Raw genomic sequence first — 26,832 nt, forward strand, 5'->3', positions numbered from 1 at the left:
CTCTAATTATTTTTCTTTTTCAATTGCTTCATTCAATTTTTCGGTAAATTGCTGAGCTGTATTAACGCCCATTCGTTTCAGACGGAAATTCATAGCCGCCACTTCAATAATAACCGCAATATTTCGGCCCGGCCGAACTGGTATATTCATTCGGGTGATATCCGTATCAATAATTCGTACCTTTTCTTCTTCCAAACCAAGTCTATCGTAATTCTTCTGCTGATCCCATAGCTCCAGATTGATGACAAGGGAGATTCTTTTATGGCTTCTGACTGCTCCCGCACCAAACAAAGTCATCACATTAATGATGCCTACGCCTCTAATTTCCAAAAGGTGCTCGATCAATTCAGGTGAATTTCCGACCAGTGTGTCGTCATCTTCCTGGCGAATTTCCACACAATCATCGGCAACTAAACGATGTCCTCTTTTTACAAGTTCAAGCGCAGTCTCACTTTTTCCGACTCCGCTCTTTCCGGTAATCATGACACCTACGCCATATATATCTACCAAAACGCCGTGAACAGCAGTCGTTGGAGCAAGCTTGCTTTCAAGGAAATTAGTCAGTCGGCTGGAAAACCGGGTCGTTTTCATCGATGTTCGTAAAACCGGTACAGAAACGCTTTCAGAAGCCATCAATAATTCCTTCGGCACCTCTAAATCACGCGTGATAACGATACAAGGTGTAATATCACTGCATAGCATTTGCATTCTTGAAATTCTTTCTTCATCATTTAACTTAGAGAAAAACGATAATTCTGTCATCCCAAGGATTTGAATACGATCAGCAGGGTAATAATCGAAATAACCTGCAATTTCTAAACCAGGTCTGGAAAGATCGCTCGTAGTGATAGGTCTATTTACACCTTCTTCACCACAAACCAGTTCAAGCTGGAATTCATCAATGAGGTCGATTGTTTTAACTTTTGCCAAAAAATTCACTCCCTGATCTAGTGATTATTAAATTTGTGCTTTCATTTTATCATTATTTCCTACATAACCATACAATTACAATAATATAATTCTGGTTTTTCTAAAAAGTTAAAAGTACCATAAGGATAGGACAACTTACCTGGGGGTTTAAGAGAAATGACACTACTGATACAAAACGCAACGATATATCAAGAGAATGCCATCCTGCAAAACGGATATATCTTAATTAAAGATAATCAAATTAAAGAAGTGGGTCTTATGGAAAACTCACCACAGCACGCTGATGAAATTATCACCCTTAAAGAGGGACAGCTAGTACTGCCCGGTTTCATTGATATCCACATTCATGGCGCGGCCGGGGCTGATGCCATGGATTCTACAGAAGAAGCACTTAGAATCATGGCAAAAGAGCTGCCTAAAGAGGGAACCACATCTTTTCTTGCAACAACAATGACACAGGATCCTGCCAATATAAATAAAGCGTTACAAGCTATCAAAAGCTTTAAGATTAACGGAAATCCTGCCGGAGAAACCGAAATGCTTGGCGTACATTTAGAAGGTCCATTTATCAGTCCATCAAAAGCAGGAGCACAGCCGTTGCATCATATCAAGAATGCCGACGTGGATTTATTTAAGGAGTGGAACGAATCATCAGGTAATGCAATCAAATTGGTCACTCTTGCTCCGGAACAGCCTGGTGCAAAGGAATTAATTAAACATCTCCGCAATTCAAATATCATCTGCTCCATGGGTCATACTAATGCCACATACGAACAGGCATCAGAGGCGATTGAACACGGAATTTCGAATGCTACACATTTATTTAATCAAATGACCGGCTTACACCATCGTGACATAGGTGCCGCTGGAGCAGCTTTGCTGCATGATCAGGTATTCGTGGAGATGATTGCGGATGGAATTCACATATCACCTGAAATGATAAAGCTTGCCCTCAAGGTTAAAGGCACAGAAAAGGCCATTCTTATTACGGATGCCATGCGGGCAAAAGGAATGGCGGATGGACAATATGATCTTGGCGGACAGGAAGTAACCGTTACAGGTGATGAAGCGCGTCTTGCAGATGGTACTTTGGCAGGCAGTATTCTCAAAATGAACGATGCCATAAAAAATGTATGTCATTTTACCGGATATTCACTGCAAGAAGTTGTCCAAATGGCATCTGTTAATCCAGCTAAACAGCTTAATATTTATGATCAAAAAGGAAGCATTGCTGTTGGGAAAGACGCAGATCTTGTGATTATGGATACAAACTTTAATGTATCCATGACAATCTGCCGTGGTAAAATAGCTTACAGAGGTGAAGAGCAATGAATCAAACAACTATGAGGATTATTAAAGCAGACAATTATGATGAAATGAGCCAAATTGCTGCAGAAATTTTTATCAGCAAAATCAAGCAAAAACCGGATGCAGTCCTTGGACTCGCTACCGGAAGCACCCCACTCGGTCTCTATAAAAATCTTATAGAGGATCACCAGAAAAATGGGACAAGCTATCAGCAAATCCATACCGTAAACCTGGATGAATATATAGGGCTTTCAAAAGATAATCCAAACAGCTATCACTCCTATATGATGAATAATCTATTCAAATACTTGGACATCCCACAAAATCATATTCATCTTCCACATGGGGATGCAGAGGACCTTTTGCAGGAATGTGAGCGATATGAAACGGTGATAAATAATCTTGGTAATGTAGAGCTTCAGGTATTAGGAATCGGAAAGAATGGTCACATTGGCTTCAATGAACCTGGAACTCCATTTTCCAGTAAGACACATATCATTGAATTAAAAGAAAGCACTCGACAAGCTAATGCCCGCTTCTTTAATCATCTGGATGAGGTTCCAAAACAAGCGATCACAATGGGCATTTCTACAATTATGAAAAGCAAAGAGATTATACTGCTCTCTTCTGGTGAAGCAAAGGCAGAAGCAACCTACAAACTGATTCACGGTGATCTAACAGAACAACTACCAGCAAGTATTCTAAAGCAGCATCCGGCTGTAACCGTAATCGTAGATAAAGAAGCAGCTTCTATGCTCGATTAATCATTGGCTTTCCACATTCTATGGAGTGCTATAACGCATATTAGATGAAGCCATTACATACATTCTGACAGCCATGAAGCTGACTGAGATAAAATATCCATTTTAATCAAGAGATCCTGTCCTTTTAATTTAAAACGATGACCATAGATGGGCCATTTAGATGGCTTGCCTCATATTATGGTAGTAAAAGGACAGGGGGCTTTTAAAATTGAAGATTATGATTGATGCAGGCCATGGCTATAAAACACCTGGAAAGTCATCACCGGATGGAATGAAGGAATATGAATTTAATCGAAGTGTTGCTGAATATTTAAAGGATTTATTAACCAACTATCAAGTTAATACTTTCTTTGCCCATTCGGACATAGTAGATGTTCCTTTACAGGAAAGAACGAATCGTGCAAATTCTCTCCATGTAGATTTATATGTATCAATCCATGCCAATGCCGCCGTAAATCGAGGTTGGCATAAAGCAGAAGGAATTGAAACGTATATTCATACATCAGGGCCTAAAGAAGCCCTCTCTCTCGCTACAAAAATCCAGAATAAATTGATTGCCACCACCGGTTTACAAAATCGAGGAGTTAAAACGGCTGATTTTCATGTGCTGAGCGCAACAAAAATGACAGCTGTACTGGTTGAATGCGGGTTTATGACAAATGAAAAGGAAATAAAGCTGCTTAAAAGCGATCACTACCGAAAAAAATGTGCACAAGCAATTGCCGAATCTATCATCTCTCATTATTCATTGAAAAAGAAATTAAGCAATCCTGCCAAACAATCAGATCCAGAAAAAATACTGTACAAGATTCAGTTAGGTGCCTTTTCAGACAAGCAGAATGCAGCCAACTTAGCAACACAGCTAAAACGTCTTGGTTTTGAAACAACCATCATAACGGACAAGCAAGAATGCTAAAAAACCTGAAGCCTAGTAAACAGGCTTCAGGTTCTTTATTTATCATCCATTACACTTTCCATAATCGTATTAACCAATGAAAGAATAATCGATACCAGGAATGTCAGCCAGAAGCCATTGATATCAAAGGCACTTCCCATTGCTGCATCCGTAATCATTAACACAATGGTATTAATGAAGAGCAGAAATATTCCTAGCGTAATGATCGTTATAGGTATCGTTAGGATGGTCACAATTGGTTTGACAATTACGTTAAAGATGGATAATACAATGGCTGCAATAATGGCTGCACCAAACCCGGTTACATGAACACCTTCAAATATCTGTGTCAGCAATACGAAAACGACTGCATTAACAAGTATTTTGGCTATCCATTTCATATGTCCATCTCCTTCACTTCTTCTCTCGGCATAAAACAGCTAAGAATCGTATAGGGAATAATCAGCATAAAGCTAGTTGGAATGAGCGCGATTATAAATAGGATACGCAAAAGCTTTGAACTCATACCAAAATATTGTGAGATTCCTCCAAGGACACCCGAAACAATCTTATCTGACCTTGAACGGACAAAACGCTTTTTTTCCTTCAAAATACACCGCAGCTCCTTTTAATCCATTAACGTATTGATTAATGTTTGATTTTAATATTACCGGCTCTTGATTCGGCCAAAATATGAATGGATTCCTCATAATTACCCTCTGATTTGAATCGGAGCATCTTTTGGACCACATCACTTTTTTCCTCAATGATGTGAATACCCTTCAGGTCAATATTAAAACTGCCGAGATTGGATTTTAACTCCCCATCACATCCAGTATTTGCTGGGATTTGCAGATTAATACTTCCTGCCGACGCCTTAGCTCGGATCGTTTCTCCATAACGGCCGGTTTGTTCACATTGAATGCTTCCATTAATCGTCTGGAAATCTCCTTTTCGGAAGCCTCCCTGGATTTGGATTGCACCATTCATCGTTTCGACTTCCAATTCGCCTACATCAAATCCTTTAAGATTGACAACACCATTGACCGTCTCAAATTCTGCTTCTCTTGCATTCAAATCCGTAAATTGAATTTGCCCATTACCCGTTTTGGTCATGACCGTATCGACTTTAACATTTTCACCGGTAATTGCTCCGTTAAATAGTCGAATTTTCAATTCCTCATAGCGATTGTCTGGCACACGAATGATTGCTTGTAATTTAATGGATTTGTCGTGTGCAGCAAATCGAAGTCTTCCTTCTTCAAGCGAATAAGTTACTTCTTTAAGAAGTTTTTCCCTCGCTTCAGTCGTATTTTCTGCCCTATACACCTTCGCCTGGCATTCAATCCTAATCTCGTCCTTATCCCATGGGAGGAACTGGACACTGCCGTTTGCCAGATCGACATCTATTTTACGCAAAGATACATGATCATGATGATAAATATGCTCGATATCAACCGCTGAGCCAAAATTAAGGTCAAAATCTACATCTTTTATCTTTTTAACAACATCGTCTACGATTCCTAATAGTTTATCCATTGTGGATGCAGACTTTTTGGATGGTGACCCCTTATATTCTGATTCACTTTGGTTTACAACCGTTGATAATTCACTGGTTTCTGTCCTTTGCTCATCTTCTTTAATCAGTTTGTCTTTCTTTTCAATTTGCTCAAGTAATAATAATGCTTCATCGGCGTTAAGTAAGCCTTCCTTCACCATTTCCAAAATTCTTTTTTTCTCTTGATTCATTCTTACCAGCTCCCTTTTCTATGGTATGTACCTATCAATCCTTTACTAGTTTAATACCCTGAATGACATTCCAAATCATCACAATAAAGCTAATCAAACCGAAAAGAAACATAGCCAGTATAGCAGTATAGGGCAAGGCCGTTATTTCCGAACTCGAGGCAAGCTGAGTTAGAAATACAAAGAACACGATAATGCCCATGACGAATGGAAATAGATGTGAGATTAAAGCTCGTTTAGCATGCCCTTTTAGCTCAAAATCATCTACAGCTACGAAATAAATAACCGTAGGAAAGATGAAGCCTAAAAAGAAGAAACTGAAATAACATAGAGCAGCCAGAAATCGATTAGTTGTTGTCATAGATACAGACACCTCTCCTAATTGTACGTATAAATTGAAAGAAAGTTTCTTATATATCAACAATACCTTACAACAATTGGAAAATGGTAACTTTTCGATTATACCCTGGCCAGAAATCGTTAATCTATGAGTTTTCTAAAGGTGCACGGGCAAACGTATGAGTAAGTTCTCTGAAGCAAATACGCCGGATATGGATAAAAAGCAAGCCGTTTTATCTGGCGGCTTGCTTTTCCTTGATTTTATTATTCATACGGTCCCGATCACGTTCTAGAACGGGCTTCAAATATTTTCCTGTATAAGATTCAGGTGTCTCCGCTATGACCTCCGGTGTTCCGGTAGCCAAAATGGTTCCGCCTTTTTCTCCACCTTCAGGACCTAAATCAATTAAATAATCAGCTGCTTTAATGACATCTAAATTATGCTCAATGACAAGCACTGTATCGCCATTATCAACCAAGCGCTGCAATACTTCCAAGAGACGCGAGATATCATCAACATGAAGTCCTGTTGTCGGCTCATCCAAAATATAGAGTGAGCGGCCATTGGAGCGACGGTGTAATTCACTCGCCAGCTTAACCCTTTGCGCTTCTCCGCCGGATAGTGTTGTGGCAGGCTGACCCATCTTAATATATCCCAGACCAACATCATAAATGGTTTGGATCTTCCGTTTGATTTTCGGATGATTTTCAAAGAACTGAAGTGCTTCTTCTACTGTCATATCTAAAATATCAGAAATATTCTTCCCTTTATAGGTTACTTCCAATGTTTCCCGATTATACCGCTTTCCATGACAAACCTCACAAGGAACATAGACATCCGGAAGGAAATGCATTTCTATTCGGATGATTCCATCTCCACGGCATGCTTCACAGCGTCCGCCTTTAATATTGAAACTGAAACGGCCTTTCTTATATCCACGGACCTTCGCTTCATTTGTGGAAGCAAACACATCCCTGATATCATCAAACACACCTGTATAGGTTGCCGGATTGGATCGCGGCGTACGACCGATTGGTGATTGGTCAATATCAATCACTTTCTCCAGTTCCTCCACACCTTTTATCTCGCGGTGGTTTCCTGGTCTCGCTTTCGCCCTGTGCAGCTTTTGAGCTAATGATTTATGGAGAATTTCATTCACTAATGTACTTTTACCTGATCCGGATACTCCTGTAACAGCTACAAATGTCCCAAGCGGAAAAGATACATTTACATTTTTTAGATTATTCTCTTTAGCACCTTTAATCTGGATTAATCGTCCATCGCCCTTTCTGCGTTCCTGTGGCAAAGGAATGAATTTTTCCCCTGATAAATATTGGCCCGTTAAGGAATTAGAATCTGCCATCACTTCTTCAGGCGTACCTGCTGAGACAATCTCACCGCCGTGCGCTCCTGCTCCAGGACCGACATCAATCAAATAATCCGCTGCCAGCATCGTGTCCTCATCATGCTCCACCACAATAAGCGTATTCCCGATGTCACGCATACTTTTCAGCGTCGCAATCAATCGGTCATTATCACGTTGATGAAGACCAATTGAAGGTTCATCCAAAATGTATAAAACACCTGTTAAGCGCGAGCCGATTTGAGTAGCCAATCTGATTCGCTGTGCTTCTCCCCCTGAAAGTGTTCCGGCTGCTCGGTTTAATGTCAGATATTCCAAGCCAACATTATTCAAAAAGCCCAGCCTTTCTTTGATTTCCCTAAATATCAAACGGCCGATACTCATATCTTTCTCGGATAGATTCAAATTTTCAAAGAAATCGTTAGCATCTTTAATAGAGAGGGCCGTAATCTCGCCAATATGCTGTCCTGCTATTAATACCGCCATTGTTTCCTTCTTCAGGCGATAGCCTTTACAGGTTGGACATGCCTGCTCGGCCATATATTTTTCCATCTGATCGCGTGTATAATCTGAACTCGTTTCTTTAAACCGGCGCTCTACATTAGCCAATACGCCTTCAAATTCCACTCTGTTTTCCCGTATTTGCCCGAAATCATTCTCGTAACGGAAATAGATTTTCTCCCCATCCGAGCCATAAAGAATTTTATCAAGCTGGCTTTCCTGTAGTTGAGAGACTGGAACATCCATATCTATACCATAGTGATTGCATACACATTCAAGCAATTTAGGATAATACTGAGAACTGGTAGGTTCCCATGGAGCGATTGCATGCTCCCTTAATGTTAATTCCGGGTCAGGAATTACGGCAGCCCGGTCAACTTTTACTTTAAAGCCCAGTCCATCACATGTTGGGCAGGCGCCAAATGGACTGTTGAACGAGAACATCCGAGGCTCCAATTCCCCAATTGAAAATCCACAATACGGACAAGCATGATGCTCACTGAAAAGCAACTCTTCCTCGCCTATTACATCAATGATAACTTTACCATCACCCAGACGGAGTGCAGATTCAATTGAATCAGCTAAGCGGGCATTGATTCCCTCTTTCACGACAACCCGGTCGATGACCACTTCAATCGTATGCTTTTTATTTTTATCCAGACGAATATCATCATCCAAATCATACATTTCTCCGTTTACACGGACACGGACATACCCTTGCTTTTTAATATCTTCAAGCATTTTGACATGGGTACCTTTTCTGCCTGTTACAACCGGAGACAGAATCTGCATTTTCGTGCGTTCTGGATAGGACAAGATTCTGTCTACCATTTGCTCAATTGTTTGAGATGTAATTTCAATCCCATGCACAGGACAGACTGGTTTGCCGACTCTGGCATACAATAAACGCATATAATCATAAATCTCTGTCACTGTCGCAACGGTTGAACGAGGATTGCGGCTTGTCGTCTTTTGGTCAATTGATATCGCTGGAGACAGCCCTTCAATCAAATCAACATCCGGTTTATCCATTTGGCCGAGGAACTGCCGGGCATATGCGGAAAGAGATTCCACATAGCGGCGCTGGCCCTCCGCATAGATTGTGTCAAAAGCCAGGGAGGACTTTCCGGAACCGGATAAACCCGTCAGTACAACCAGCTTATCCCGGGGGATTGTCACATCAATATCCTTAAGATTATTGGTCCTGGCCCCTTTAATTACAATTTTATCAAGTGCCATCCTATGTTCATCCTTCCACTTTTAACTCTAAAATTAAATCTCTAAGTTCGGCAGCACGTTCAAAATCAAGCGCTTTGGCTGCTTCCTTCATTTCTTTTTCCATATTTGCAATTACTTTTTGACGCTCTTTCTTGGAAAGTTTCTCGTATTTATTTGCAGCTTTTTCTTCTTCATCTTCCGTTATATGAGTGGCCCGAATGACATCGCGAATATCCTTCTGAATCGTCTTGGGAACGATGCCATGTTTCCTGTTATACTCTTCCTGAATCGCACGGCGCCTTTTAGTCTCTGAAATCGCTATTTCCATGGAATTCGTTATTTTATCTGCATACATAATAACATGACCGTTTGAATTACGGGCAGCACGGCCGACCGTTTGAATAAGAGACCGTTCTGAACGCAGGAATCCTTCTTTATCCGCATCAAGAATAGCTACGAGTGAGACCTCCGGAATATCAATCCCTTCACGCAGTAGATTTATTCCAATCAACACATCATATTTTCCAAGACGCAGATCTCTGATGATTTCGATTCGTTCGAGTGTTTTAATCTCAGAGTGTAAATATTGAACCTTGATGCCAAGCTCTTTTAAATAATCCGTTAAATCCTCAGACATTTTCTTAGTCAATGTAGTGATTAGGACACGCTCATCCCTTGTGATTCTCTCGTTAATTTCCCCTAACAAGTCATCAATTTGACCTTCAATCGGACGAACATCAATAGTTGGATCCAGCAGTCCTGTTGGACGGATAATCTGTTCAACCATTTCCGGTGAATGCTCCTGTTCATAAGGCCCCGGTGTAGCAGATACATAAACAATCTGGTTGACATGTTCTTCAAACTCCTGAAATTGCAAAGGCCTATTATCCATTGCGGACGGCAAACGGAAACCATGATTGACAAGTACCTCTTTCCGGGCGCGGTCTCCATTATACATTCCGCGAACCTGCGGGACTGTAACATGGGATTCATCTATAACCATTAAAAAGTCTTTAGGGAAATAATCGATAAGGGTATAGGGGGTAGAGCCCGGCGGCCTTAAGGTCAGATGTCGGGAATAGTTCTCGATTCCTGAACAAAAGCCCATTTCTCTCATCATTTCAAGATCGTAACGGGTTCTTTGCTCCAACCGCTGTGCTTCGAGAAGCTTTCCTTCACCTCTTAAAAAGGTGAGCTGCTCTTCCAATTCCGTCTCAATATTTTGAATAGCAATCCTCATCTTTTCTTCTCTTGTAACGAAGTGGGATGCAGGGAAGATAGCTACATGATCTCTTTCGCCGATAATTTCTCCAGTCAGCGCATCCACCTCTCTGATCCGTTCCACTTCATCGCCGAAAAATTCAACACGTACACAGTGTTCATCCTTTGAGACTGGAAAAATCTCTACTACATCTCCTCTTACTCGAAATGCTCCGCGTTGAAAGTTAATATCATTTCGTTCATATTGAATGTCGACCAATTTACGTAATAGCTGATTCCGCTCCATTTCCATGCCAACTCGTATGGATAAAACCATTTCCCCGTATTCTTCTGGAGAACCCAAGCCATAAATACAGGACACACTGGCAATAATAATGACATCCTTCCGCTCAAATAATGCAGATGTTGCAGAGTGGCGCAGTTTATCTATCTCATCATTAATACTGGCGTCCTTTTCTATAAAGGTATCAGTCTGAGGTACATACGCTTCAGGCTGATAGTAGTCATAGTAACTGACAAAATACTCGACTGCATTATTCGGAAAGAACTCTTTAAATTCACTGTACAGCTGTCCAGCAAGCGTCTTATTATGAGCAATGATAAGGGTGGGCTTATTAGTCTCTTTTATCACGTTTGAAATCGTGAATGTTTTTCCGGTTCCAGTAGCGCCAAGCAGCGTTTGATGCTTAACGCCATTATTAATTCCATTCACTAGCTCTTTAATTGCAGTTGGCTGGTCTCCTTGAGGAGTATACTTGGAAACCAATTCAAATTGTTTACTCACACAAAAGCCCCTTTCATCATTTTCATCTCAAGTCTCGTTTTATTTGATAACAATATTTTACCACAATCATCTATAAACAAACCAATAAAAAGCGAACAAACATTCCCTTTTTTAACTTTAATAATATCATTTATGCCCATCCTGCAAAAAAATAAAAGAGTCTTCCTCAATAATATGGAAGACTCAGTCTGTTGTTTATGCACTTTTAGGTGTTCTTTTGATCATGCGCTGAGAATACCAATACCCGGCCGTTAATGAAAATGCGTCAATTATAATCAGAGGCCAGGATGATGTATAGCCTTTATACGCTGATGCGGCGATTAGGGCAACCGTTAAACACAAACCGACTATGCAGCTATATGTCACTCTTGAAAAGAGCACAACTAATAAACCTGGAGCTAAAAGAGCTATTAAAATCTTCATCTGAGGTCTCACCTGCTTCCTCTGGAATCACGCAGCTATTTTCCAGCAATTCTATTCAGCTACAAATATATTACATTTCATGTGATTAATCCAGCAGGATACTAAGTTAATCGCTGACTGGCCCTCCATTTGGCACCCCTCTGACTTCAAATGTGTCCATAGGCCTTTAGGATCATGTATGAAATTTTATCCAAAATTAGGTTTCGTTAACCAAATCTAAAGGAATTTATAAAGAAGCAAGTATTCATTAATATAGGAGGGAAAATATGAAACTTAAAAAATGGTTATCCATCTCTTCTGCTGCTTTCTTAGGGATTGCCTTAACAGCATGTTCGGATGCCGAAGAAACCTCTAATGATGAGAACGATTCAAAAGAAGAAACAGTTGAAATTACATATGCCAGAGGAGTCGATACGACAGGCAGTACAGAAAAACTGATAGAAGCATTCGAGAAAAAACATCCGAATATTAAGGTAAACTATCAGGAAATGCCGAATAGTTCTACTCAACAGCACGATCAATATGTAACCGCATTCAGTAGTAAAAGTGCTGAAATTGATGTATTTGATGCAGATGTTGTTTGGCCGGCAGAGTTCGCCCAAGCTAACTATGCGATGGAATTAGACCGCTTCATCGATCAGGATAAAATAAATCTCGAAGACTACTTCCCCGGTCCAGTTGAAGCCGGGAAATTTGAAGGCAAGCAATGGGCTCTGCCAAAATACTCAGATGCCGGTATTCTTTATTATCGAACAGATTTGGTTAGCGAACCCCCAAAAACATGGGATGAGTTGATAGAAATGGCTAAAGAAGGAAACGGGAAAGAAGGCACAAGCTCAGGCTTTGTCTTCCAAGCAAAGCAATATGAAGGTATTGTTGTGAACGCCATGGAATTCATTGCCTCCTACGGCGGCAAAATCATCGATGAAAACAATGAAGTCGTCATTAACAGTCCAGAAGCCAAAAAAGGACTTAGTAAAATGGTTGAAATTGCAAACGCAGATTTCATGCCAAATAACATTTTAACTTTTACCGAAACGGAAACTGAATCTGCCTTTAAAGAAGGCCAAACTGTATTCGCACGCAACTGGCCCTATATGGAAAAAACAGCTGCTGATAAAAGTACCTCAAAGGTAGCTGGCAACTTTGCCTTTACCTCCTTGCCTGCTGGTGATTCAGGCTCAGCTTCGACACTCGGAGGCTATATGGCCATGATTAACCGCTATACTGATCATCCAAAAGAATCATGGGAATTTGTGAAATTCATGACTGGGGAAGAAGGACAAAAAATCTCTGCGACCGAAGGCGGACGTGCTCCAACCATAAAAGCTTTATATGAGGATAAGGAAGTACAGGATGCGGCTCCTGTTTTCAAAGAAAAGTCTTTTGTTGAAACACTAGAAAACGCTGTACCTAGGCCGGTTACTCCAAATTACCAGGAAATATCGGATATTTTGCAAATCGAAATTTCTAAAGCATTAACAAAGGATATTACAGTTGATGAAGCCATTGAAAATATGGAATCGAAAATGAAGGCTGCATTGAAGGAATAGATAACTTAGCCTAATAGGAACGGCAATGGGAGGGAGATGGGCACAAAAGCTTGTCTCCTATTTTTTAGCTTTTGAAGTCCATCCTGAAAGGAGTAATGATATGAAAAAGAAATTTTCGCTATCCGAACGACAATTAGGATATGCCATGATTATCCCTTCTCTTATACTAATTGGAATTGTTGTTCTCTATCCAATTGCCATGTCTTTTTGGAACAGTATGTTTGATTATCGATTGAATACTCCAGAGAAATCCGTACGAATGCTATCTTCTCAAGTTGACCTTGAACGGTATGCCACTGATTATTATTATCTACAAAAAAATCTAGAAGAATTGAATAGCGATAAATCCAGCCAATGGGCAGAACTCATTGAAAAAAATCATCAAAAACTTTTAAATGAATCCGATATCGAAAAGCAATATGAATATGTAGAGAAAAAGGTTGCCAACTTTGAACCTATTAAGGAGAAAGATGAAAAATATGCCTCCATTAATGAGGATACAGCAGAAGCCTATAAAGCTGATTTAAAATCCATCAGTGGTGAATTGAAAGCGATCGAGGGAGAGCAGTCAGAACTTGCAAAGGATACAGCTGCTTTATCTGCTTCTGTCTCTGATTCTATTTTGAAGGAAAACTTTGTTGGGTTAGGTAACTACAGTAAATACCTATCTGATGCACGCATGTGGAAATCGTTATCCAATACGATGATTTTCACAGTTATTACAGTCTTTTTTGAATTGGTGATTGGATTAGCCATTGCCTTATTAATTAATCGAGCGTTCTTTGGCAGAGGTGCGGTCAGAGCAGTTGTATTAATTCCCTGGGCGATCCCTACCGCTGTATCAGCGATGATGTGGATGTTCCTCTATGATGGGCAATCAGGCATTATCGCCCACTTGTTCGAAGAGCTTCATATTATTTCAAACGCCGGGGATTTATTAAGCACAGGTGCCGGAGCGATGGCGTCTGTTATTCTAACGGATATATGGAAAACAACACCCTATATGGCTTTGTTATTGTTAGCGGGCTTGCAGACCATCCCCAAGGATGTTTATGAAGCTGCTTCAGTCGATGGAGCAAGCAAGTGGTACCAATTCCGCAGAATAACACTACCTTTATTAAAATCCAGCATTCTTGTTGCCCTGCTCTTCCGTACACTTGATGCGTTCAGAGTATTTGACCTTATTTTCGTCTTAACAGGCGGCGGACCTGCAAATTCAACAGAAGTGATTACCATATATGCATATAAAACCTTATTCGCTCAACAAAATTTCGGCGAAGGCTCCGTCCTCTCGATGATTGTGTTTGTTTCAGTGGCGATTATCAGTCTGATTTACATTAAATTCATAGGTTCTGACCTATTTGGAGACCGCATAAACGGAAAGGGGGAAAATTAAATGAAGAAGCCTGTAAAAACCATACTTTTCTATGTGTCGATTGCTCTTTTTATCTTTGTTATCATGTTCCCATTTCTCTGGGTCTTTCTTACATCCTTAAAAGAACCGGGTGAAATTTTTGCCTCGTATAAATGGTGGTCCAAGAATCCATCTCTAGATTCATATAAATCTGCTTTAACTTCAAGGCCCCTGCTCGGTTACATGAAAAATAGTTTAATCGTTTCTACCGTTACGACCGTAATCGCCATCACGTTTGCATCATTTGCAGCTTATGCGTTAACACGTTTACCGATTAAAGGAAAGGGTATTATATTTGCTGTAATACTAGCATCATCTATGTTTCCGCATATCGCTATTATTTCACCAATCTATAACTTTGTAACCGACTTCAATTTACGTAATACGTATACAGGGTTGGTGATTCCCTATATTACATTCAGCTTACCTTTGGCTATTTGGCTATTATCCACGTTCTTTCAGAAAATACCAAAGGATCTTGAGGAATCAGCGAAGATGGATGGTGCTACACCATTTCAAACCTTTAGAAGAATCATTTTCCCATTGGCTGCACCCGGCGTATTTACGACAGCCATCCTTGTATTTATCGCAGCTTGGAATGAATATTTATTTGCTTTAACTATTAATTCAAAAGAAGCAGCACGAACTGTACCAGTAGGTATATCCCTTTACCAAAGTGATTACACCATTCCTTGGGGTGATATAACGGCAGCAACTGTCATCGTCACCATTCCAATTGTTATATTGGTGTTGATTTTCCAAAGAAAAATAGTATCCGGTTTGACATCAGGATCAGTGAAGGGATAAAACGAATGTACTGTTTCAACGTTGAGGGGGATTTTGTTGGAAAAAAAACCGTATATTACAGAAGCAATCATTGGTAATTCAAGCATGCTGGTATCTTTAACAAAAGATGGGCAGGCGCAAAGGATCACATGGCCAAATATCGATTTTCCCCAGCATCTAAATCTATTTTATACAGGTATTCGCGGCATTGAAGGCTCGGTAAAGACCTTCTTCCTTCATGAGAATGTTTGGAATCATAAACAAGCCTATATGAACCGCACGAACATTTTAGAAACCATATCCACACTCGGCGGTTCTGGCTTGTCTATCAGACAGCTCGATTTTGTGTTACCCAAAAAAGATGTCTATGTTCGGCACTTTACCTTTAAAAATCTATCAGATCGTCCACAAAATATAAGCTTCGTAGTTTACAGCGATTTTATGATTGATGAAAAAAGACGCTATCAAACTGTTATGTTCGAGGAAGATACAGATAGCTTTACCCATTACCACAGAGAATATGGATTTGCAGTTGGCTCCACTCATAACGTTAAGAAATTTCAATGTGGAGCTACATTTAAGGAGCTAAATGACGGTATTCTTAGGGGTAAAAGAATTGCCAATAAATCATCATGTGGAATTGAATATGATCCGCTTTCTCTCGATCCCAACGAGGAAAAATCCATTACGCTTTATATTGCAGCAGGCAACGGCTCTCAAGGAGCGATTGACATCTTAAAGGATGTAAAAGAGATTCCCTTTGACGAACATTTCAAGGAGACCTTGCACTATTGGTATGAATATTTGGATCAAGCGAAGCCAGTTGAAATTAAAGATGAACGAACAAAGAAAATTTATGAGCGTTCTTTACTTATGTTTCATTTAATGAATAATAAAAATGGCGGTTTCATTGCTGCCCCTGAGGTAGATGAGGAATATGCCTTTTCAGGTGGATATTCCTATTGCTGGGGTCGTGATGCAGCCTACACCGCCACTGCATATGCTCGTGCAGGCTATCACAGACAGGTTAAAGAGTTTTACCGATTTGCCAGAACTCTTCAGGATGAGGAAGGAAAATGGGATCAGCGCCACTATTTAGACGGACATTTAGCTCCTGCCTGGGGCTTGCAAATTGATGAAACAGGCTCCATTCTGTGGGGACTCCATCAATTTTATGAAATTACCGGTGATGAGGACTTTGTAGTTGAAATGTGGCCAGTCATGGAAAAAGGGGCGGACTTCCTTACTAAGTTTATCGATCCCATCACCCATCTTCCTCTTCCTAGCATGGATATATGGGAAAAAAGAGAAGCTGAACACTTTTATTCAGCCGCCGCAGTATATGGAGGGCTGTTAGGATCTTCTGAATGGGCCGAGAAATTAGGTCATCCCGAAAAAGCTATTCTTTATAGGAATACTGCAGCAGCTATTAAAAAGACTATCATGCAGATTGGCTACAATGAGACGAATGAAGCGTTTTTCCGAGCTTTTCATTTAAGACTCGATGAACCGGCCTACTTAAATAAGAAAGCTCAGGGCAAGGATGTCTCAAAGGAATATGATGCAAAGGGATATCCAATCTATCGTCAGGTCAGGGATGATGTCATCGATATCTGTTTACTTGGCCTTCAGGTACCCTTCAATATGATTGATGCCAATGATCCAAAAATGAAACAAACAGCTGCCACCATTGACCGACTGTGCCGCTCCAAGATTATTGGCGGTATCGAACGCTTCCCGGGGGATATCTATATTAGTGGTGACCCTTGGATCATATCGACGCTCTGGCTCGCGATTTATTATATTCGCATTAATAAACAGCTTGAAGCAAAGAAATTATTTAAATGGGTCGTCGATCATGCCACTGATTTGGATCTTTTAGCAGAGCAAATTGACAAAATTACAGGCAGACCTGCCTGGGTATTACCGCTTACTTGGTCACACGCTATGTTCATTTTGACTGTTTTAGAAATGAAAGAGAATGGAATAGAACTTTAACCGCCTGTGGATAAGCCAAGTTGTCCACACACTTATACACGGTAATCACAGTTTATTCATAACATTTAATAAGCAAAGTAAATTTCCCCCTGTGGATAAACTATGCAAAAAGGATCTTCAGGTCTATATTGGCCAGAAGATCCTTTCATTTTATATGGATATACTTTCTGATCTTCTAAAACAACTTAAGCCATCATCTCTGACTGGATGGATATACTATAGACAAGCAACCTTTTCAGCAATACCCTGAGTATCATCACTTAATCTATGGTTATTCTCGATATTTGTTTGAGTTAATATATATCTGATTATTGATTTCTTAATACTGTCAATTACACGTTCCGGCTATTTCAGAGGCAGCTTCCAAACTTTTCAGAACACATATGAAAAGAACTATAATCAACTGCATACCTTCCGAAACATTCATAACCCCTTTATTCATTTGGATGATTATAGATTCTCGGGATTAACTGAGATCCCTCTAAATCTGCCATCAAGGAAAAAAAAGCTAATGAACATTGCAATCATTATGATTTATACTTAGGTAGTATTATAAAATAATAATATTTAAATAATTTCGTTCGTCTAAAAAATACTCCAAATAAACCGAAAATAAAATTGAACCATGTGCTGAAACTAAATCAGGTATTTATTTCATGATAGATATTCAATAAAGAGGGGGCATAACATATATAATACGATTAAATAGTCAACAGAAAACAGGCTTATAAACATACCTATAAATCCTGAGATTGGAGGAGTTTACAATGAGTGGGCATCATCACCATGGTCATCATCATAGTCACGGAAGCGAAGGCCATCATCATCATCATCATAATGCAAATAAAAAAGCCCTTGCGATTAGCTTTAGTTTAATATTTGCCTTCATGATTATAGAAGTGATTGGCGGGATTTGGACCAACAGTCTTGCTCTTCTTTCCGATGCTGGCCATATGCTCAGCGACGCAGCTGCTTTGGGATTAAGCTTATTTGCCTTTAAACTTTCAGAAAAGGCTGCTGACTACTCCAAAACCTATGGCTATAAGCGCTTCGAAATATTAGCTGCATTTATAAACGGCATGACTTTAATCATTATTTCCTTTTTTATCTATTGGGAGGCAATTGAACGTTTTAGAGTGCCGCCAGAGGTTAGCTCCAATATGCTTTGGATTGCTCTAATTGGATTGATTGTCAATTTAGCGGTTGCATGGATCTTGATGAGAGGTGATACAGAGGAAAATCTGAATATGCGAGGAGCCTTCCTTCATGTATTAGGGGATTTACTTGGATCAGTCGGCGCAATCATTGCCGGAATCTTAATCATTCTGTTCGGCTGGAAGTTGGCAGATCCGATTGCCAGCATGATCGTAGCAACTCTTGTCTTAGTTAGCGGATGGCGTGTATTAAAGGACTCTTATCATATTCTAATGGAGGGTACTCCGACAGGCATCCAAATCGAGCAGGTAAGAAAAAGTCTAATGAGTATAGAGGGTGTTCTGGATGTGCATGATTTACATATCTGGACGATCACATCCGGTTTCCCTGCACTTAGCTGCCATGTTGTCGTTGAGAAAAAAGTGGACCGTGATGAAATTCTTATTCAATTACAGAATTGGTTAAAGAACAATCATCAGATTGAACATTGTACATTTCAAATCGAAGGATACACTATAGCAGAGAGCAATCAACATGAACCATGTAACTAATACTGAATGGCCATTAACCTATTAAGATTACAATTTCGCTACGTTTTCAAGTCAAATTCTAAAAGCAATTGAATGTGAAGGTTCTAACTATTATAATAATTTTATCAGTTCATGACCACGTTTACATAATTGTAATTTTTTATCCAGAAAGGGAATTTAAAATGATCGGTGATCGTGTTAAAAGAATTAGAAAAGAGAAAAAGATGTCTATGACGGAGCTAGCGGAGAAGGCGGGAGTAGCAAAGTCCTATTTAAGTTCACTCGAAAGAAATATACAGGTGAATCCCTCCGTTCAATTTCTTGAAAAGATAGCAGCTGTACTAAATATCCCGCTAGATGCTCTCTTACACGATGAACCAGACATGACCAATCTTGATGAGGACTGGGCAGAGTTAATAAAAGAAGCAATGAATTCGGGAGTATCCAAAGATCAGTTCAGAGAGTTTATTGAATTTAATAAATGGCGTATTAAGAAAGATTGAATAGAAAGGCCTTAAAATAAATACTAGAATTCCCAAAACACTTATATAGCTGTAAGTGTTTTTTCTTGTTTAAGAAAGCAAAATAAATACCCCGAACTTCAACTGAAACCGAGGCATTTCATATATTCACCCTCATTCCTGTGCGTTTCCTTCTCTCTCTATAAAGCTCCTAATCTCTTCTTTGGTAAATCCTATTTGTCGGGCGATCAATATAAGATTTACCCACTCTTGATCCAATTCAGCTTTAACGGTACACATCAATTATATCTCCTCCCTAAAATACTCTCCTGTATTTCAGGTAGTCCAGCCATCATAGTAATTAAACCTTAGATCTGTGACTTTGCGTCCTTATTTTTCAATAAGTTTGCCCTTTACTGTCAGCTCTTCATTAGTATAATTGCTTACTAACTATTTTATTGCCACTGTTTGTAATTTTCAAACATTTTTTGGGTATATTTTCCTTCATTTTTCTACAAATATAGGTAAAAAGGATGATATATGCCGTTTCTAAACCAGACTTATGTCGAAAACAAATGAAATTTGTCCTTTTCCATCTGATATTTTTCATAATAGATTTGTTTATTTTGCGAATACTCTACGCCCCTTAACACCTGTTGTTTGGTTAAATCATTCCCACAGGAAGGACATAGCCATTCACCCATTTCACAACTGCTATAAGAAGCTCGATGGCACATATAACAATTTTTACGATATATAATATCCTCCTTAAATGTTCGTTTTAAAGAACAACAATATCAAAAAAATAGCATATAATGATGGTGATTAAGTCCTGAATAAGGACTAATGGTCTAAATCCTTAATATCCTTTATTAAGTATAGAAACGTTCTTTTTTAAGAACATTTTACTACCTATTTATTTAACAGTCAAATAATTCCAGAACGAACTCTTATACTATTTATTCCTTTAAATAAATCTCTTTTGTATCAATCTATATGGCGCATCCAGATGTCTGATTACAAAAAAGTCCTCTCACAACAGAGAGGATTGACAATTATTATTTAGAAAACATATAGGTCTTTGTCTTTGCAGATATATTTAACACAATACTTAAAGCGAGAAGAGTTCCCAATACTGAGCTCCCTCCATAGCTCAGCAATGGTAAAGGGATGCCAGTAATCGGAACAAGTCCCAAGACCATTCCTATATTCTCAAAGATATGAAAGGAGAGCATGGAAACGATGCCTATGCAGATATACCGTTCATACTGTCCCTTATTTAATGTGGCAATTGCAATTATTTTATAAATCATAATGAAGTAAAGAGCAATGACCATACTGGCAACGATAAATCCTCCCTCTTCTCCAATTACGGTAAAAATAAAATCCGAGTGAGCTTCCGGAACATACATAACACCATTGTTAAAGCCTCTGCCTGAATCCATTCCTGATCCAATGGCAAGTATGGAATTTTTAAGCTGATAGCCTTCACTAAAATTAAATGGATCAACCCAGGCGTGTATCCGATTTATTTGATATTCTCCTAAAAAGCTTAGTAATAGTTTTGTATGATAAAGATAGATGTAAGCCAGCGTAACCACGGCAGAAATCCCTGTTAAAATCAAGGTGAAAATGATTCTCCAATTCACTCCGGACACAAAAATCATGCCTATTAAAATAGCTGCGATTACCATAGCCGTACCTGCATCGGGCTGCAAGAGAATCAATCCAAGAGGCGGAATTGCAGCCAATCCTAATTTCAGCAATAAGATGAAATCAGATTTAAGAGATTTATTTCTCATAAATTTATCATTATGGGAGACTATGATTTTTGCCAAAAAAAGAATGAGAAATACCTTCATAAACTCTGAAGGCTGCACAGAAAAACCAGGTAGTTGAAACCAGGATTTTGCCCCCTTCGTTTCCTCCGCAATACTTTCAGGAGCGACTAGAAGGAAAGATAATACACCGATTCCGAAAAGATATAGATAGATAGACATTCTCTTAATCTGGCTCAAATCAAAATAATAAACAACCGATGTCAGAATTAGTCCTATACAAAAATAAATGGCCTGCTTTATTGCAAATGGATTTCCATAAGGTAAATACTTCTGTGCACTATAAATATAGAAACAGCTGATGCCCATAAAAACAAAGATAATCAACAATAAGTCCAGATCAAAATAACTCTTACGAACCTTGTTTAAATTCATTAAATGACCCCTACTGTTTTTCCATATTATAACATCCGCTCGTTATGTATTACAAATATTACAAAAACCAATACTATTATTACAAAAGAATTTACGACTACACAAATGAAATTAAGGCTGAAAACTGATCAGAGTCCTTTTGAAATCATTAATGAGAAGATTATAATGAAGCATGGGAAGAGACAATTAGTACAATAGCAAGAGGATTGATTGGGCAAAAATAGAATAGATAAGAGGGCTAAAATGAACATTTATCAAACCATACTTTATAAAGTAGAAGATATGCTTATTAAATTGTTTACAAAAAAAGAAAAATACGCCGATGTTAAAGCCGGCATTGAACAAAAGAGAGCTGAAAAGGAACAAGCTCGCCTTCTAAAGCAACAGGAAAAAGAGCGGTTAAAAAGGGAACGGGAAGAACAGGAAAGAAGAGAAATAGAAGCCATCATCGCTAATTTACTGGAACATAACGGCCAAAATTACTCCCCTTATGAATATAACGAAATTAAAAGGAATAAAGTATTCTTTAGAACCCTTATTCAACGTGTTTTTGAACCTAATGAGAAGGCTTTGGCCTTCATTTACTGTGAATATGATAAAAGCAGTAAGAAGGAAATTTTCGGATACTTAATTCCTACCAATAAAAGGATAATTTTTGTTAATAAGAGGTTCAGTGTAATACAAAGATTCAGGTATCAGACCGTTAGAAACGTCAACTGGTTCAAGGATGGACTATTAGAAAGAGGATTAAAAATCCAATATGGTAAGCGTAGATTGGAATTTGATGAAATATTTGATCAGGACCAGTTGATTAGAGTAGGGAATATTATTTTGAATAAGTCCGGGAATATTTGAATAGTATGATCCGAAAACTAAATAAAACAGTGATCACAGATATAAGCCTGTGACCACTGTTTTATTTCATTCATACTATTAATAAAGCTTCTACCTCTTCAGTTCACTATCAACTGTCAAAATACCTAATTCGTGATGGTCTCCCTCATATAAGGCATTTTGGACAAGCCTGATTTGCTCATTCGTATCATAGACTTCCAGCTTACAATGAGCACGATTGATTTGTAAGGCTTCATAAAGTTGCTCAGAGTTGTAAACCTGTTGTCCATTCACACGGGTCAAACGCTCCCCTGCTTTTAAACCCATTCGCTCTGCCGGCGATTCCGGAAGTACACCTAGGATCATTAAGCCTTTTTTTCCTGAAGTGAAGAAAGCATTCGAATGATTTTCATTATTTTTATACACAAACTGTATGGCTTCCCTGCCAAGGATTGCAACAATGGCAGCTGCTAAACTGACAATCGGATACCACTTTCCAGCTACAGCCAGAGCTAATACAATGATGCCTAGGATAGCTACATGGTTTCCAAGCCTTCCAGCCACATTGCCCATCAAATTACTTTTCACTTTAAGGGAGAACCCAATAAAAAATGGCACCAGAATAGGACTCCAATCCGTTCCTCCAAATGAAAAGACAGGCCAAAAATCTCCGCTAACATTCAACATTCCATTAGGAATAAATAATAAGACCGGCACCAGCCAAACTCTTTTTGTTGTTTGCGTTCCAATATAGAGACCACGCTTTCCTTTTTCAACTGAAGGAGAAACTTGAATAGCTCCTCTTTTCCGAATTAATACTCCCTCTGTAATAATCAATAAACCTATTAAAACAGCTATTGAAGGATAAATCGCCTGCTCAAATGCAAAAAAGCTGTTATTTAGGATACCCTCAAACCCTGTTACATATAAAATATAGATAACAAGAAAGGCCAATCCAACTGTATAAGCCGGGGAAAGAAATCTGATTTGCATGCTTACACTAATCAGTAACATGAAGATTCCTACGATTACAATGAAATCAAATGGTACAGCTAAGCCGAGTAGCCCAGTGATGACCGATAGAATGAGTCCCCATACTAAACTAGGAACAATATATTCCTTCATTTCAATCATAGAATCCTCTACACGGACATGAAACAGTTTTCTTTCCTGTTTGACCCTCATGGAGCCAAGTATATATGTAAGTATAAATCCCACATAGAAAAGCGGGTGTAAAAACAATTCGCCTATTCCTTTTGCAATTTCAATTATCCACGTTTCCCACAAATTAATCACCAACCTCGCATACACTTACTTAATATTCTATCAAATCCCCCCCTCCTTTCCTATCAATTCTTTTCAGATAGTCACTATACTACAAAACTCACCAAGAACTTCTAAGATGTCCACCATGCAGAAGAAACAAAGGATCGGTAACGAATTACAATAATAATGGATGAATCAGCCATACAAAAAAGTGAAGGCACATAACCTTCACTTTTTTGATATTCACCTTTTAAAGACAAAGGCACCTCATATTCACAGTGGTATCCATGGCACTCGAATGCTATTGCTGGGCCAACCAACTTAAACCGGTTTGCAGCTGACGGTCATTTTTTTCATCCTTAATCTTATCCACTACGGCCTGCTGTAGCTTAGCTGCGACATCCTGGTCAACACTCCCTGTAACCGGCAATTTATGCATCCGCTGAAAGGCTAGGACAGCCTTCTCTGTCTTACTGCTAAAATAACCATCTGTACGCCCTGGTGCATATCCTAATCCCTCTAACATCTGCTGCAGTGTCTTCACCTGTTTATTATTCATATCCTTCCGCAAATCCTCCGTAACAACAAGGGGCTGTAAGGTATAGTAGCTATCTTGATGAACGGACATCGTCGGAGCAATACCCTTTTTATGAATCCACGTACCATTTGGTGTCAGCCATTTATAGAAGGTTAACTTAATGGTACTACCATCCCCCATTGAAACAGGCTGCTGAACAGTCCCTTTTCCAAATGTTTTCTCGCCAATCAATGGATAACCTTCCGCTTCCTGCATGGCACCGGCAAATATTTCTGAAGCTGATGCGCTTCCCTTATTAATAAGCACAGCAATCGGGTACTCCTTCTCACTTTTTAAAGTAGAGTAAAATTTATTCTTTTTGCCATTTCTCTCTTGAATTTGAATATAAGGATGTTCATTCGTTACAAATACCTCCAGGATTTCCTGAACACTTGTTAACAGTCCTCCAGGATTTCCCCTTACATCAATCAAAAGTCCATCCACCTTATCCTCTTCCAGACCTTTTAGATCTTCCAGAAAATCCTCTGCAGTTTCTTCACTGAATGAGGTGATTTGGATATAACCAATTTTTTTATCCCTTACTTTCTTTATAGCCGTGTGGATTGTTTCAATCGGAATCTCATCACGCTCCACTAAAAACGTGATTGGCTGATCATTGCCGTTTCTTTTAATATCTATCGTCACTTTAGTTCCAATCTTCCCACGTATCAGGGAAACCACATCATATAGTTCCAATCCCTTAACATCCTTACTATCAATACGGATAATTTCATCACCAGGTTTTATACCGGATCGTTCGGCCGGGGAATTTTTAAATGGGGACACAATGATAAACTTCCCGTCCATAAAACTTATTTCAGCTCCAATTCCCTGGAACCTGGAATCCAATGTTTGTTGAAACTGCGACGAAGTCTCTTCATCCATATATACCGAATATGGATCTTTGAGCTCCCCAAGCATCCCTTTAATAGCTCCCTCAGTCAGCTGCGCTCCATCTATACGCTCTACGTAATTAGACGTAATAATATCATATGCCTGTCGTACTTTATCAAACTGGGGCCAGGAATCAGCCTGATTCTCTTTTTGATTCTTCGATTCAAGCGTATTCTCCAATGTCACATACTTCCACCACAAGCCAGCGATTGTAACAACTAATAGAAAGATGGCTACAGAAAATAACCAGTACCATTTATTTTTCATAGATCGCTCCTTTCATAGTTCTATCAATTAAAAAAGCACTGCACGTATAAATGTGCAATGCTTAGTCCTACTATATACTGTATGAAAGGCTTGTACATAGTATGATTATTTATCTAATTTTTGACTGGCACCCGGAGCAATCGGTCCTGGATCTTTAGCAAATACTGCAGCACTTCCAAAAGCGCAAGTCAGTATGCATAACGTGATGACAAACCCAGCTATTCGCTTCATAAACCTATTCACCTCCCAATCTTGCTTTGTATCTATGTACATTCTCGGAGTTCAATAGTTGAAGATAAAAAAAGTTTGAGTTTGATGTAAAAACATCTCTGGCAACTTGCATTAATTTTTCATTATCAGTTGCGATGCTATAAAAAAACAGCTGATACGAAGTTAAATACCCATTCTCTTTTTTCAGATTATCTAATATATGCAAAGCCTCTTCTGTTCGTCCTGTTACAAGATAGCGATGGGCTTTTTCTGCTTCATCCTTTGGTATTGAGTCAGTATCGACTCCCCAAAAAGAGTTCAAAAACTCCATAGTATTTATTAAAAAACTCATCCTTTTGGATTGTATGTCGGCTGGCAGGGAACTTAAAGTAGCCATTGATTTATTTAGCCAGTATTTTGCCACCTGATAATTTTCAAACATAAAGGATTGACCCAATGTGTGATAGAAAACGGAATAGATAACAGGAAAATATACTTCCAATTCGCGTCTTTCAATCACTTTCATGCATTTTTCTCTGCAGAGATCAATTTTATTCATATACAGGTAGGTAAGAACTTCCATCTCAGCCAAACGAATTGAATATGATTCACGCAGGAAATCATTATCCAGTAATTCAACCATTGGTACGATAACACGCCGGACCTTATGAAAAGGTTCATAAAGGCCTGTCTCACTGATTCCATATAGATGAATAATTAATGAAAGAATGAGCGTTTCATTATTCGTATTCTTCACCTTAAAAATGGCATCAATTAAATCCGAACCAGTTAAAAGACCATCTCTTCGCTTACTTAGGATGGAATAGATTGAGATCCATGTCCTCATCTCGGGACTGTCGAACTCTCTTTCAGATTGGAGGAGGGATTCTACTTCTTTCGTATCTCCCTGCATCGTAAAGTACTCCATTAAAATGTGAGGTTTTATGGCATCTCTGCAATTGATATAATATTCCTTCAGAAAATATTTCTGTTTTTCATAGTTGTTAGGATATAAATCATTCAGTGAAAATATAATACTATGTAAATCAATTTGTGCAGGATCATAGAGTTCTTTTTGTTTACTGATGAAATCTGTAAACTGTTGATCGTCCTTGATCAGAAAATCCTTCAAAATAACACCCTCCATGCCACACCTCATTATTTGTAAAATTTTATACCAT

The 26,832-nt window shown here is 39.0% G+C and carries 24 protein-coding genes and 1 riboswitch; of the genes, 10 read left to right on the forward strand and 14 right to left on the reverse strand.

Going from position 1 to position 26,832, the window contains the following annotated elements:
- Positions 1-6 precede the first annotated feature (6 nt).
- Positions 7-930, reverse strand: coding sequence for an HPr(Ser) kinase/phosphatase (hprK, locus tag AC4G3O_RS12235; protein ID WP_066106142.1), 924 nt, complete (start codon positions 928-930; stop codon positions 7-9).
- Positions 931-1,086: 156 nt separating this feature from the next.
- Here hprK and nagA point away from each other — a divergent pair, with 156 nt between their 5' ends.
- The 3 genes from nagA to AC4G3O_RS12250 all read left to right on the forward strand — a co-directional run bounded on the left by nagA (position 1,087) and on the right by AC4G3O_RS12250 (position 3,918).
- Entirely contained in the window at positions 1,087-2,262 is a 1,176-nt protein-coding gene (nagA, locus tag AC4G3O_RS12240; RefSeq protein WP_490552591.1) for an N-acetylglucosamine-6-phosphate deacetylase, read from the forward strand.
- An 11-nt stretch (positions 2,263-2,273) separates the two neighbouring features.
- Positions 2,274-3,002: a glucosamine-6-phosphate deaminase gene (nagB, locus tag AC4G3O_RS12245; protein WP_490558653.1), complete on the forward strand. Its 729-nt coding sequence runs from the start codon at positions 2,274-2,276 to the stop codon at positions 3,000-3,002.
- Between the two features lie 217 nt (positions 3,003-3,219).
- Complete coding sequence (locus tag AC4G3O_RS12250; protein WP_491136368.1) at positions 3,220-3,918, forward strand: N-acetylmuramoyl-L-alanine amidase; 699 nt, start codon at positions 3,220-3,222, stop codon at positions 3,916-3,918.
- 35 nt (positions 3,919-3,953) lie between these two features.
- Here AC4G3O_RS12250 and AC4G3O_RS12255 read toward each other — a convergent pair whose 3' ends face one another.
- The 7 genes from AC4G3O_RS12255 to AC4G3O_RS12285 all read right to left on the reverse strand — a co-directional run bounded on the left by AC4G3O_RS12255 (position 3,954) and on the right by AC4G3O_RS12285 (position 11,493).
- Entirely contained in the window at positions 3,954-4,298 is a 345-nt protein-coding gene (locus tag AC4G3O_RS12255) for a phage holin family protein (protein WP_066106135.1), read from the reverse strand.
- Positions 4,295-4,507, reverse strand: a complete 213-nt coding sequence (locus AC4G3O_RS12260) for a PspC domain-containing protein (RefSeq protein ID WP_066106133.1) — start codon at positions 4,505-4,507, stop codon at positions 4,295-4,297. Before AC4G3O_RS12260 ends, AC4G3O_RS12255 begins: the two co-directional genes overlap by 4 nt.
- A gap of 38 nt (positions 4,508-4,545) precedes the next feature.
- Positions 4,546-5,646, reverse strand: a complete 1,101-nt coding sequence (locus tag AC4G3O_RS12265; RefSeq protein ID WP_066106130.1) for a DUF4097 family beta strand repeat-containing protein — start codon at positions 5,644-5,646, stop codon at positions 4,546-4,548.
- Positions 5,647-5,680: 34 nt separating this feature from the next.
- On the reverse strand, positions 5,681-6,004 hold the full coding sequence (locus tag AC4G3O_RS12270; protein ID WP_139892200.1) for a magnetosome magnetite crystal formation protein family: 324 nt from the start codon (positions 6,002-6,004) through the stop codon (positions 5,681-5,683).
- A 211-nt stretch (positions 6,005-6,215) separates the two neighbouring features.
- Entirely contained in the window at positions 6,216-9,086 is a 2,871-nt protein-coding gene (gene uvrA / locus AC4G3O_RS12275) for an excinuclease ABC subunit UvrA (protein ID WP_491136236.1), read from the reverse strand.
- 7 nt (positions 9,087-9,093) lie between these two features.
- Positions 9,094-11,070: an excinuclease ABC subunit UvrB gene (uvrB, locus tag AC4G3O_RS12280; protein ID WP_140461784.1), complete on the reverse strand. Its 1,977-nt coding sequence runs from the start codon at positions 11,068-11,070 to the stop codon at positions 9,094-9,096.
- A 195-nt stretch (positions 11,071-11,265) separates the two neighbouring features.
- The gene (locus AC4G3O_RS12285) at positions 11,266-11,493 is read right to left on the reverse strand and encodes a CsbA family protein (protein WP_066106119.1); all 228 of its coding nucleotides are present in this window, start codon (positions 11,491-11,493) and stop codon (positions 11,266-11,268) included.
- A gap of 266 nt (positions 11,494-11,759) precedes the next feature.
- Between AC4G3O_RS12285 and AC4G3O_RS12290 the strand changes: the two genes are divergently transcribed.
- The 6 genes from AC4G3O_RS12290 to AC4G3O_RS12315 all read left to right on the forward strand — a co-directional run bounded on the left by AC4G3O_RS12290 (position 11,760) and on the right by AC4G3O_RS12315 (position 19,432).
- The gene (locus tag AC4G3O_RS12290; protein ID WP_139892197.1) at positions 11,760-13,046 is read left to right on the forward strand and encodes an ABC transporter substrate-binding protein; all 1,287 of its coding nucleotides are present in this window, start codon (positions 11,760-11,762) and stop codon (positions 13,044-13,046) included.
- 100 nt (positions 13,047-13,146) lie between these two features.
- Positions 13,147-14,442 carry a carbohydrate ABC transporter permease gene (locus AC4G3O_RS12295; protein WP_140461785.1) on the forward strand — a complete coding sequence of 432 codons (1,296 nt, stop codon included), beginning with the start codon at positions 13,147-13,149 and terminating at the stop codon, positions 14,440-14,442.
- On the forward strand, positions 14,443-15,267 hold the full coding sequence (locus AC4G3O_RS12300) for a carbohydrate ABC transporter permease (RefSeq protein WP_140461786.1): 825 nt from the start codon (positions 14,443-14,445) through the stop codon (positions 15,265-15,267).
- Between the two features lie 36 nt (positions 15,268-15,303).
- Complete coding sequence (locus AC4G3O_RS12305) at positions 15,304-17,244, forward strand: glycoside hydrolase family 15 protein (protein WP_139892194.1); 1,941 nt, start codon at positions 15,304-15,306, stop codon at positions 17,242-17,244.
- 767 nt (positions 17,245-18,011) lie between these two features.
- The gene (locus tag AC4G3O_RS12310; protein WP_491136237.1) at positions 18,012-18,950 is read left to right on the forward strand and encodes a cation diffusion facilitator family transporter; all 939 of its coding nucleotides are present in this window, start codon (positions 18,012-18,014) and stop codon (positions 18,948-18,950) included.
- A gap of 161 nt (positions 18,951-19,111) precedes the next feature.
- Positions 19,112-19,432, forward strand: a complete 321-nt coding sequence (locus AC4G3O_RS12315; RefSeq protein WP_139892193.1) for a helix-turn-helix domain-containing protein — start codon at positions 19,112-19,114, stop codon at positions 19,430-19,432.
- 132 nt (positions 19,433-19,564) lie between these two features.
- Here AC4G3O_RS12315 and AC4G3O_RS12320 read toward each other — a convergent pair whose 3' ends face one another.
- Together AC4G3O_RS12320 and AC4G3O_RS12325 are read right to left on the reverse strand one after the other, a co-directional pair.
- A complete protein-coding gene (locus tag AC4G3O_RS12320) occupies positions 19,565-19,690 on the reverse strand; it encodes an anti-repressor SinI family protein (protein WP_148630634.1) in 126 nt (41 codons plus the stop codon).
- A gap of 36 nt (positions 19,691-19,726) precedes the next feature.
- A riboswitch (cyclic di-GMP riboswitch) is annotated at positions 19,727-19,811 on the reverse strand.
- Between the two features lie 637 nt (positions 19,812-20,448).
- Positions 20,449-21,603: an FtsW/RodA/SpoVE family cell cycle protein gene (locus AC4G3O_RS12325; RefSeq protein ID WP_490558620.1), complete on the reverse strand. Its 1,155-nt coding sequence runs from the start codon at positions 21,601-21,603 to the stop codon at positions 20,449-20,451.
- A 243-nt stretch (positions 21,604-21,846) separates the two neighbouring features.
- On the opposite strand from AC4G3O_RS12325, the gene AC4G3O_RS12330 reads away from it, so the two are divergent.
- Positions 21,847-22,458 (forward strand): PH domain-containing protein, encoded by a 612-nt coding sequence (locus tag AC4G3O_RS12330; RefSeq protein WP_491136238.1) that lies wholly within the window; start codon positions 21,847-21,849, stop codon positions 22,456-22,458.
- A 90-nt stretch (positions 22,459-22,548) separates the two neighbouring features.
- On the opposite strand, the gene AC4G3O_RS12335 is transcribed toward AC4G3O_RS12330, so the two are convergent.
- The 4 genes from AC4G3O_RS12335 to AC4G3O_RS12350 form a co-directional block, all read right to left on the reverse strand.
- Positions 22,549-23,724: a PDZ domain-containing protein gene (locus AC4G3O_RS12335; protein WP_491136239.1), complete on the reverse strand. Its 1,176-nt coding sequence runs from the start codon at positions 23,722-23,724 to the stop codon at positions 22,549-22,551.
- 280 nt (positions 23,725-24,004) lie between these two features.
- The gene (locus tag AC4G3O_RS12340) at positions 24,005-25,441 is read right to left on the reverse strand and encodes a S41 family peptidase (protein WP_491136240.1); all 1,437 of its coding nucleotides are present in this window, start codon (positions 25,439-25,441) and stop codon (positions 24,005-24,007) included.
- A 105-nt stretch (positions 25,442-25,546) separates the two neighbouring features.
- Positions 25,547-25,672: a hypothetical protein gene (locus AC4G3O_RS12345; RefSeq protein WP_257469103.1), complete on the reverse strand. Its 126-nt coding sequence runs from the start codon at positions 25,670-25,672 to the stop codon at positions 25,547-25,549.
- Between the two features lie 4 nt (positions 25,673-25,676).
- Entirely contained in the window at positions 25,677-26,783 is a 1,107-nt protein-coding gene (locus AC4G3O_RS12350; protein ID WP_491136241.1) for an AimR family lysis-lysogeny pheromone receptor, read from the reverse strand.
- Positions 26,784-26,832 lie beyond the last annotated feature (49 nt).

It is taken from the genome of Bacillus sp. z14 (2026) (assembly GCF_058313575.1).

Bases quoted from the DNA above. Each gene is read 5' to 3' on its own strand.
- uvrA (WP_491136236.1), bottom strand. From the start codon at position 9,086: ATGGCACTTGATAAAATTGTAATTAAAGGGGCCAGGACCAATAATCTT.
- AC4G3O_RS12250 (WP_491136368.1), top strand. From the start codon at position 3,220: ATGATTGATGCAGGCCATGGCTATAAAACACCTGGAAAGTCATCACCG.
- AC4G3O_RS12315 (WP_139892193.1), top strand. From the start codon at position 19,112: ATGATCGGTGATCGTGTTAAAAGAATTAGAAAAGAGAAAAAGATGTCT.
- AC4G3O_RS12285 (WP_066106119.1), bottom strand. From the start codon at position 11,493: ATGAAGATTTTAATAGCTCTTTTAGCTCCAGGTTTATTAGTTGTGCTC.
- AC4G3O_RS12330 (WP_491136238.1), top strand. From the start codon at position 21,847: ATGAACATTTATCAAACCATACTTTATAAAGTAGAAGATATGCTTATT.
- AC4G3O_RS12270 (WP_139892200.1), bottom strand. From the start codon at position 6,004: ATGACAACAACTAATCGATTTCTGGCTGCTCTATGTTATTTCAGTTTC.
- AC4G3O_RS12265 (WP_066106130.1), bottom strand. From the start codon at position 5,646: ATGAATCAAGAGAAAAAAAGAATTTTGGAAATGGTGAAGGAAGGCTTA.
- AC4G3O_RS12290 (WP_139892197.1), top strand. From the start codon at position 11,760: ATGAAACTTAAAAAATGGTTATCCATCTCTTCTGCTGCTTTCTTAGGG.
- AC4G3O_RS12295 (WP_140461785.1), top strand. From the start codon at position 13,147: ATGAAAAAGAAATTTTCGCTATCCGAACGACAATTAGGATATGCCATG.
- AC4G3O_RS12345 (WP_257469103.1), bottom strand. From the start codon at position 25,672: ATGAAGCGAATAGCTGGGTTTGTCATCACGTTATGCATACTGACTTGC.
- AC4G3O_RS12300 (WP_140461786.1), top strand. From the start codon at position 14,443: ATGAAGAAGCCTGTAAAAACCATACTTTTCTATGTGTCGATTGCTCTT.
- nagB (WP_490558653.1), top strand. From the start codon at position 2,274: ATGAGGATTATTAAAGCAGACAATTATGATGAAATGAGCCAAATTGCT.
- AC4G3O_RS12255 (WP_066106135.1), bottom strand. From the start codon at position 4,298: ATGAAATGGATAGCCAAAATACTTGTTAATGCAGTCGTTTTCGTATTG.
- AC4G3O_RS12320 (WP_148630634.1), bottom strand. From the start codon at position 19,690: ATGTGTACCGTTAAAGCTGAATTGGATCAAGAGTGGGTAAATCTTATA.
- AC4G3O_RS12340 (WP_491136240.1), bottom strand. From the start codon at position 25,441: ATGAAAAATAAATGGTACTGGTTATTTTCTGTAGCCATCTTTCTATTA.
- AC4G3O_RS12325 (WP_490558620.1), bottom strand. From the start codon at position 21,603: ATGAATTTAAACAAGGTTCGTAAGAGTTATTTTGATCTGGACTTATTG.
- AC4G3O_RS12310 (WP_491136237.1), top strand. From the start codon at position 18,012: ATGAGTGGGCATCATCACCATGGTCATCATCATAGTCACGGAAGCGAA.
- nagA (WP_490552591.1), top strand. From the start codon at position 1,087: ATGACACTACTGATACAAAACGCAACGATATATCAAGAGAATGCCATC.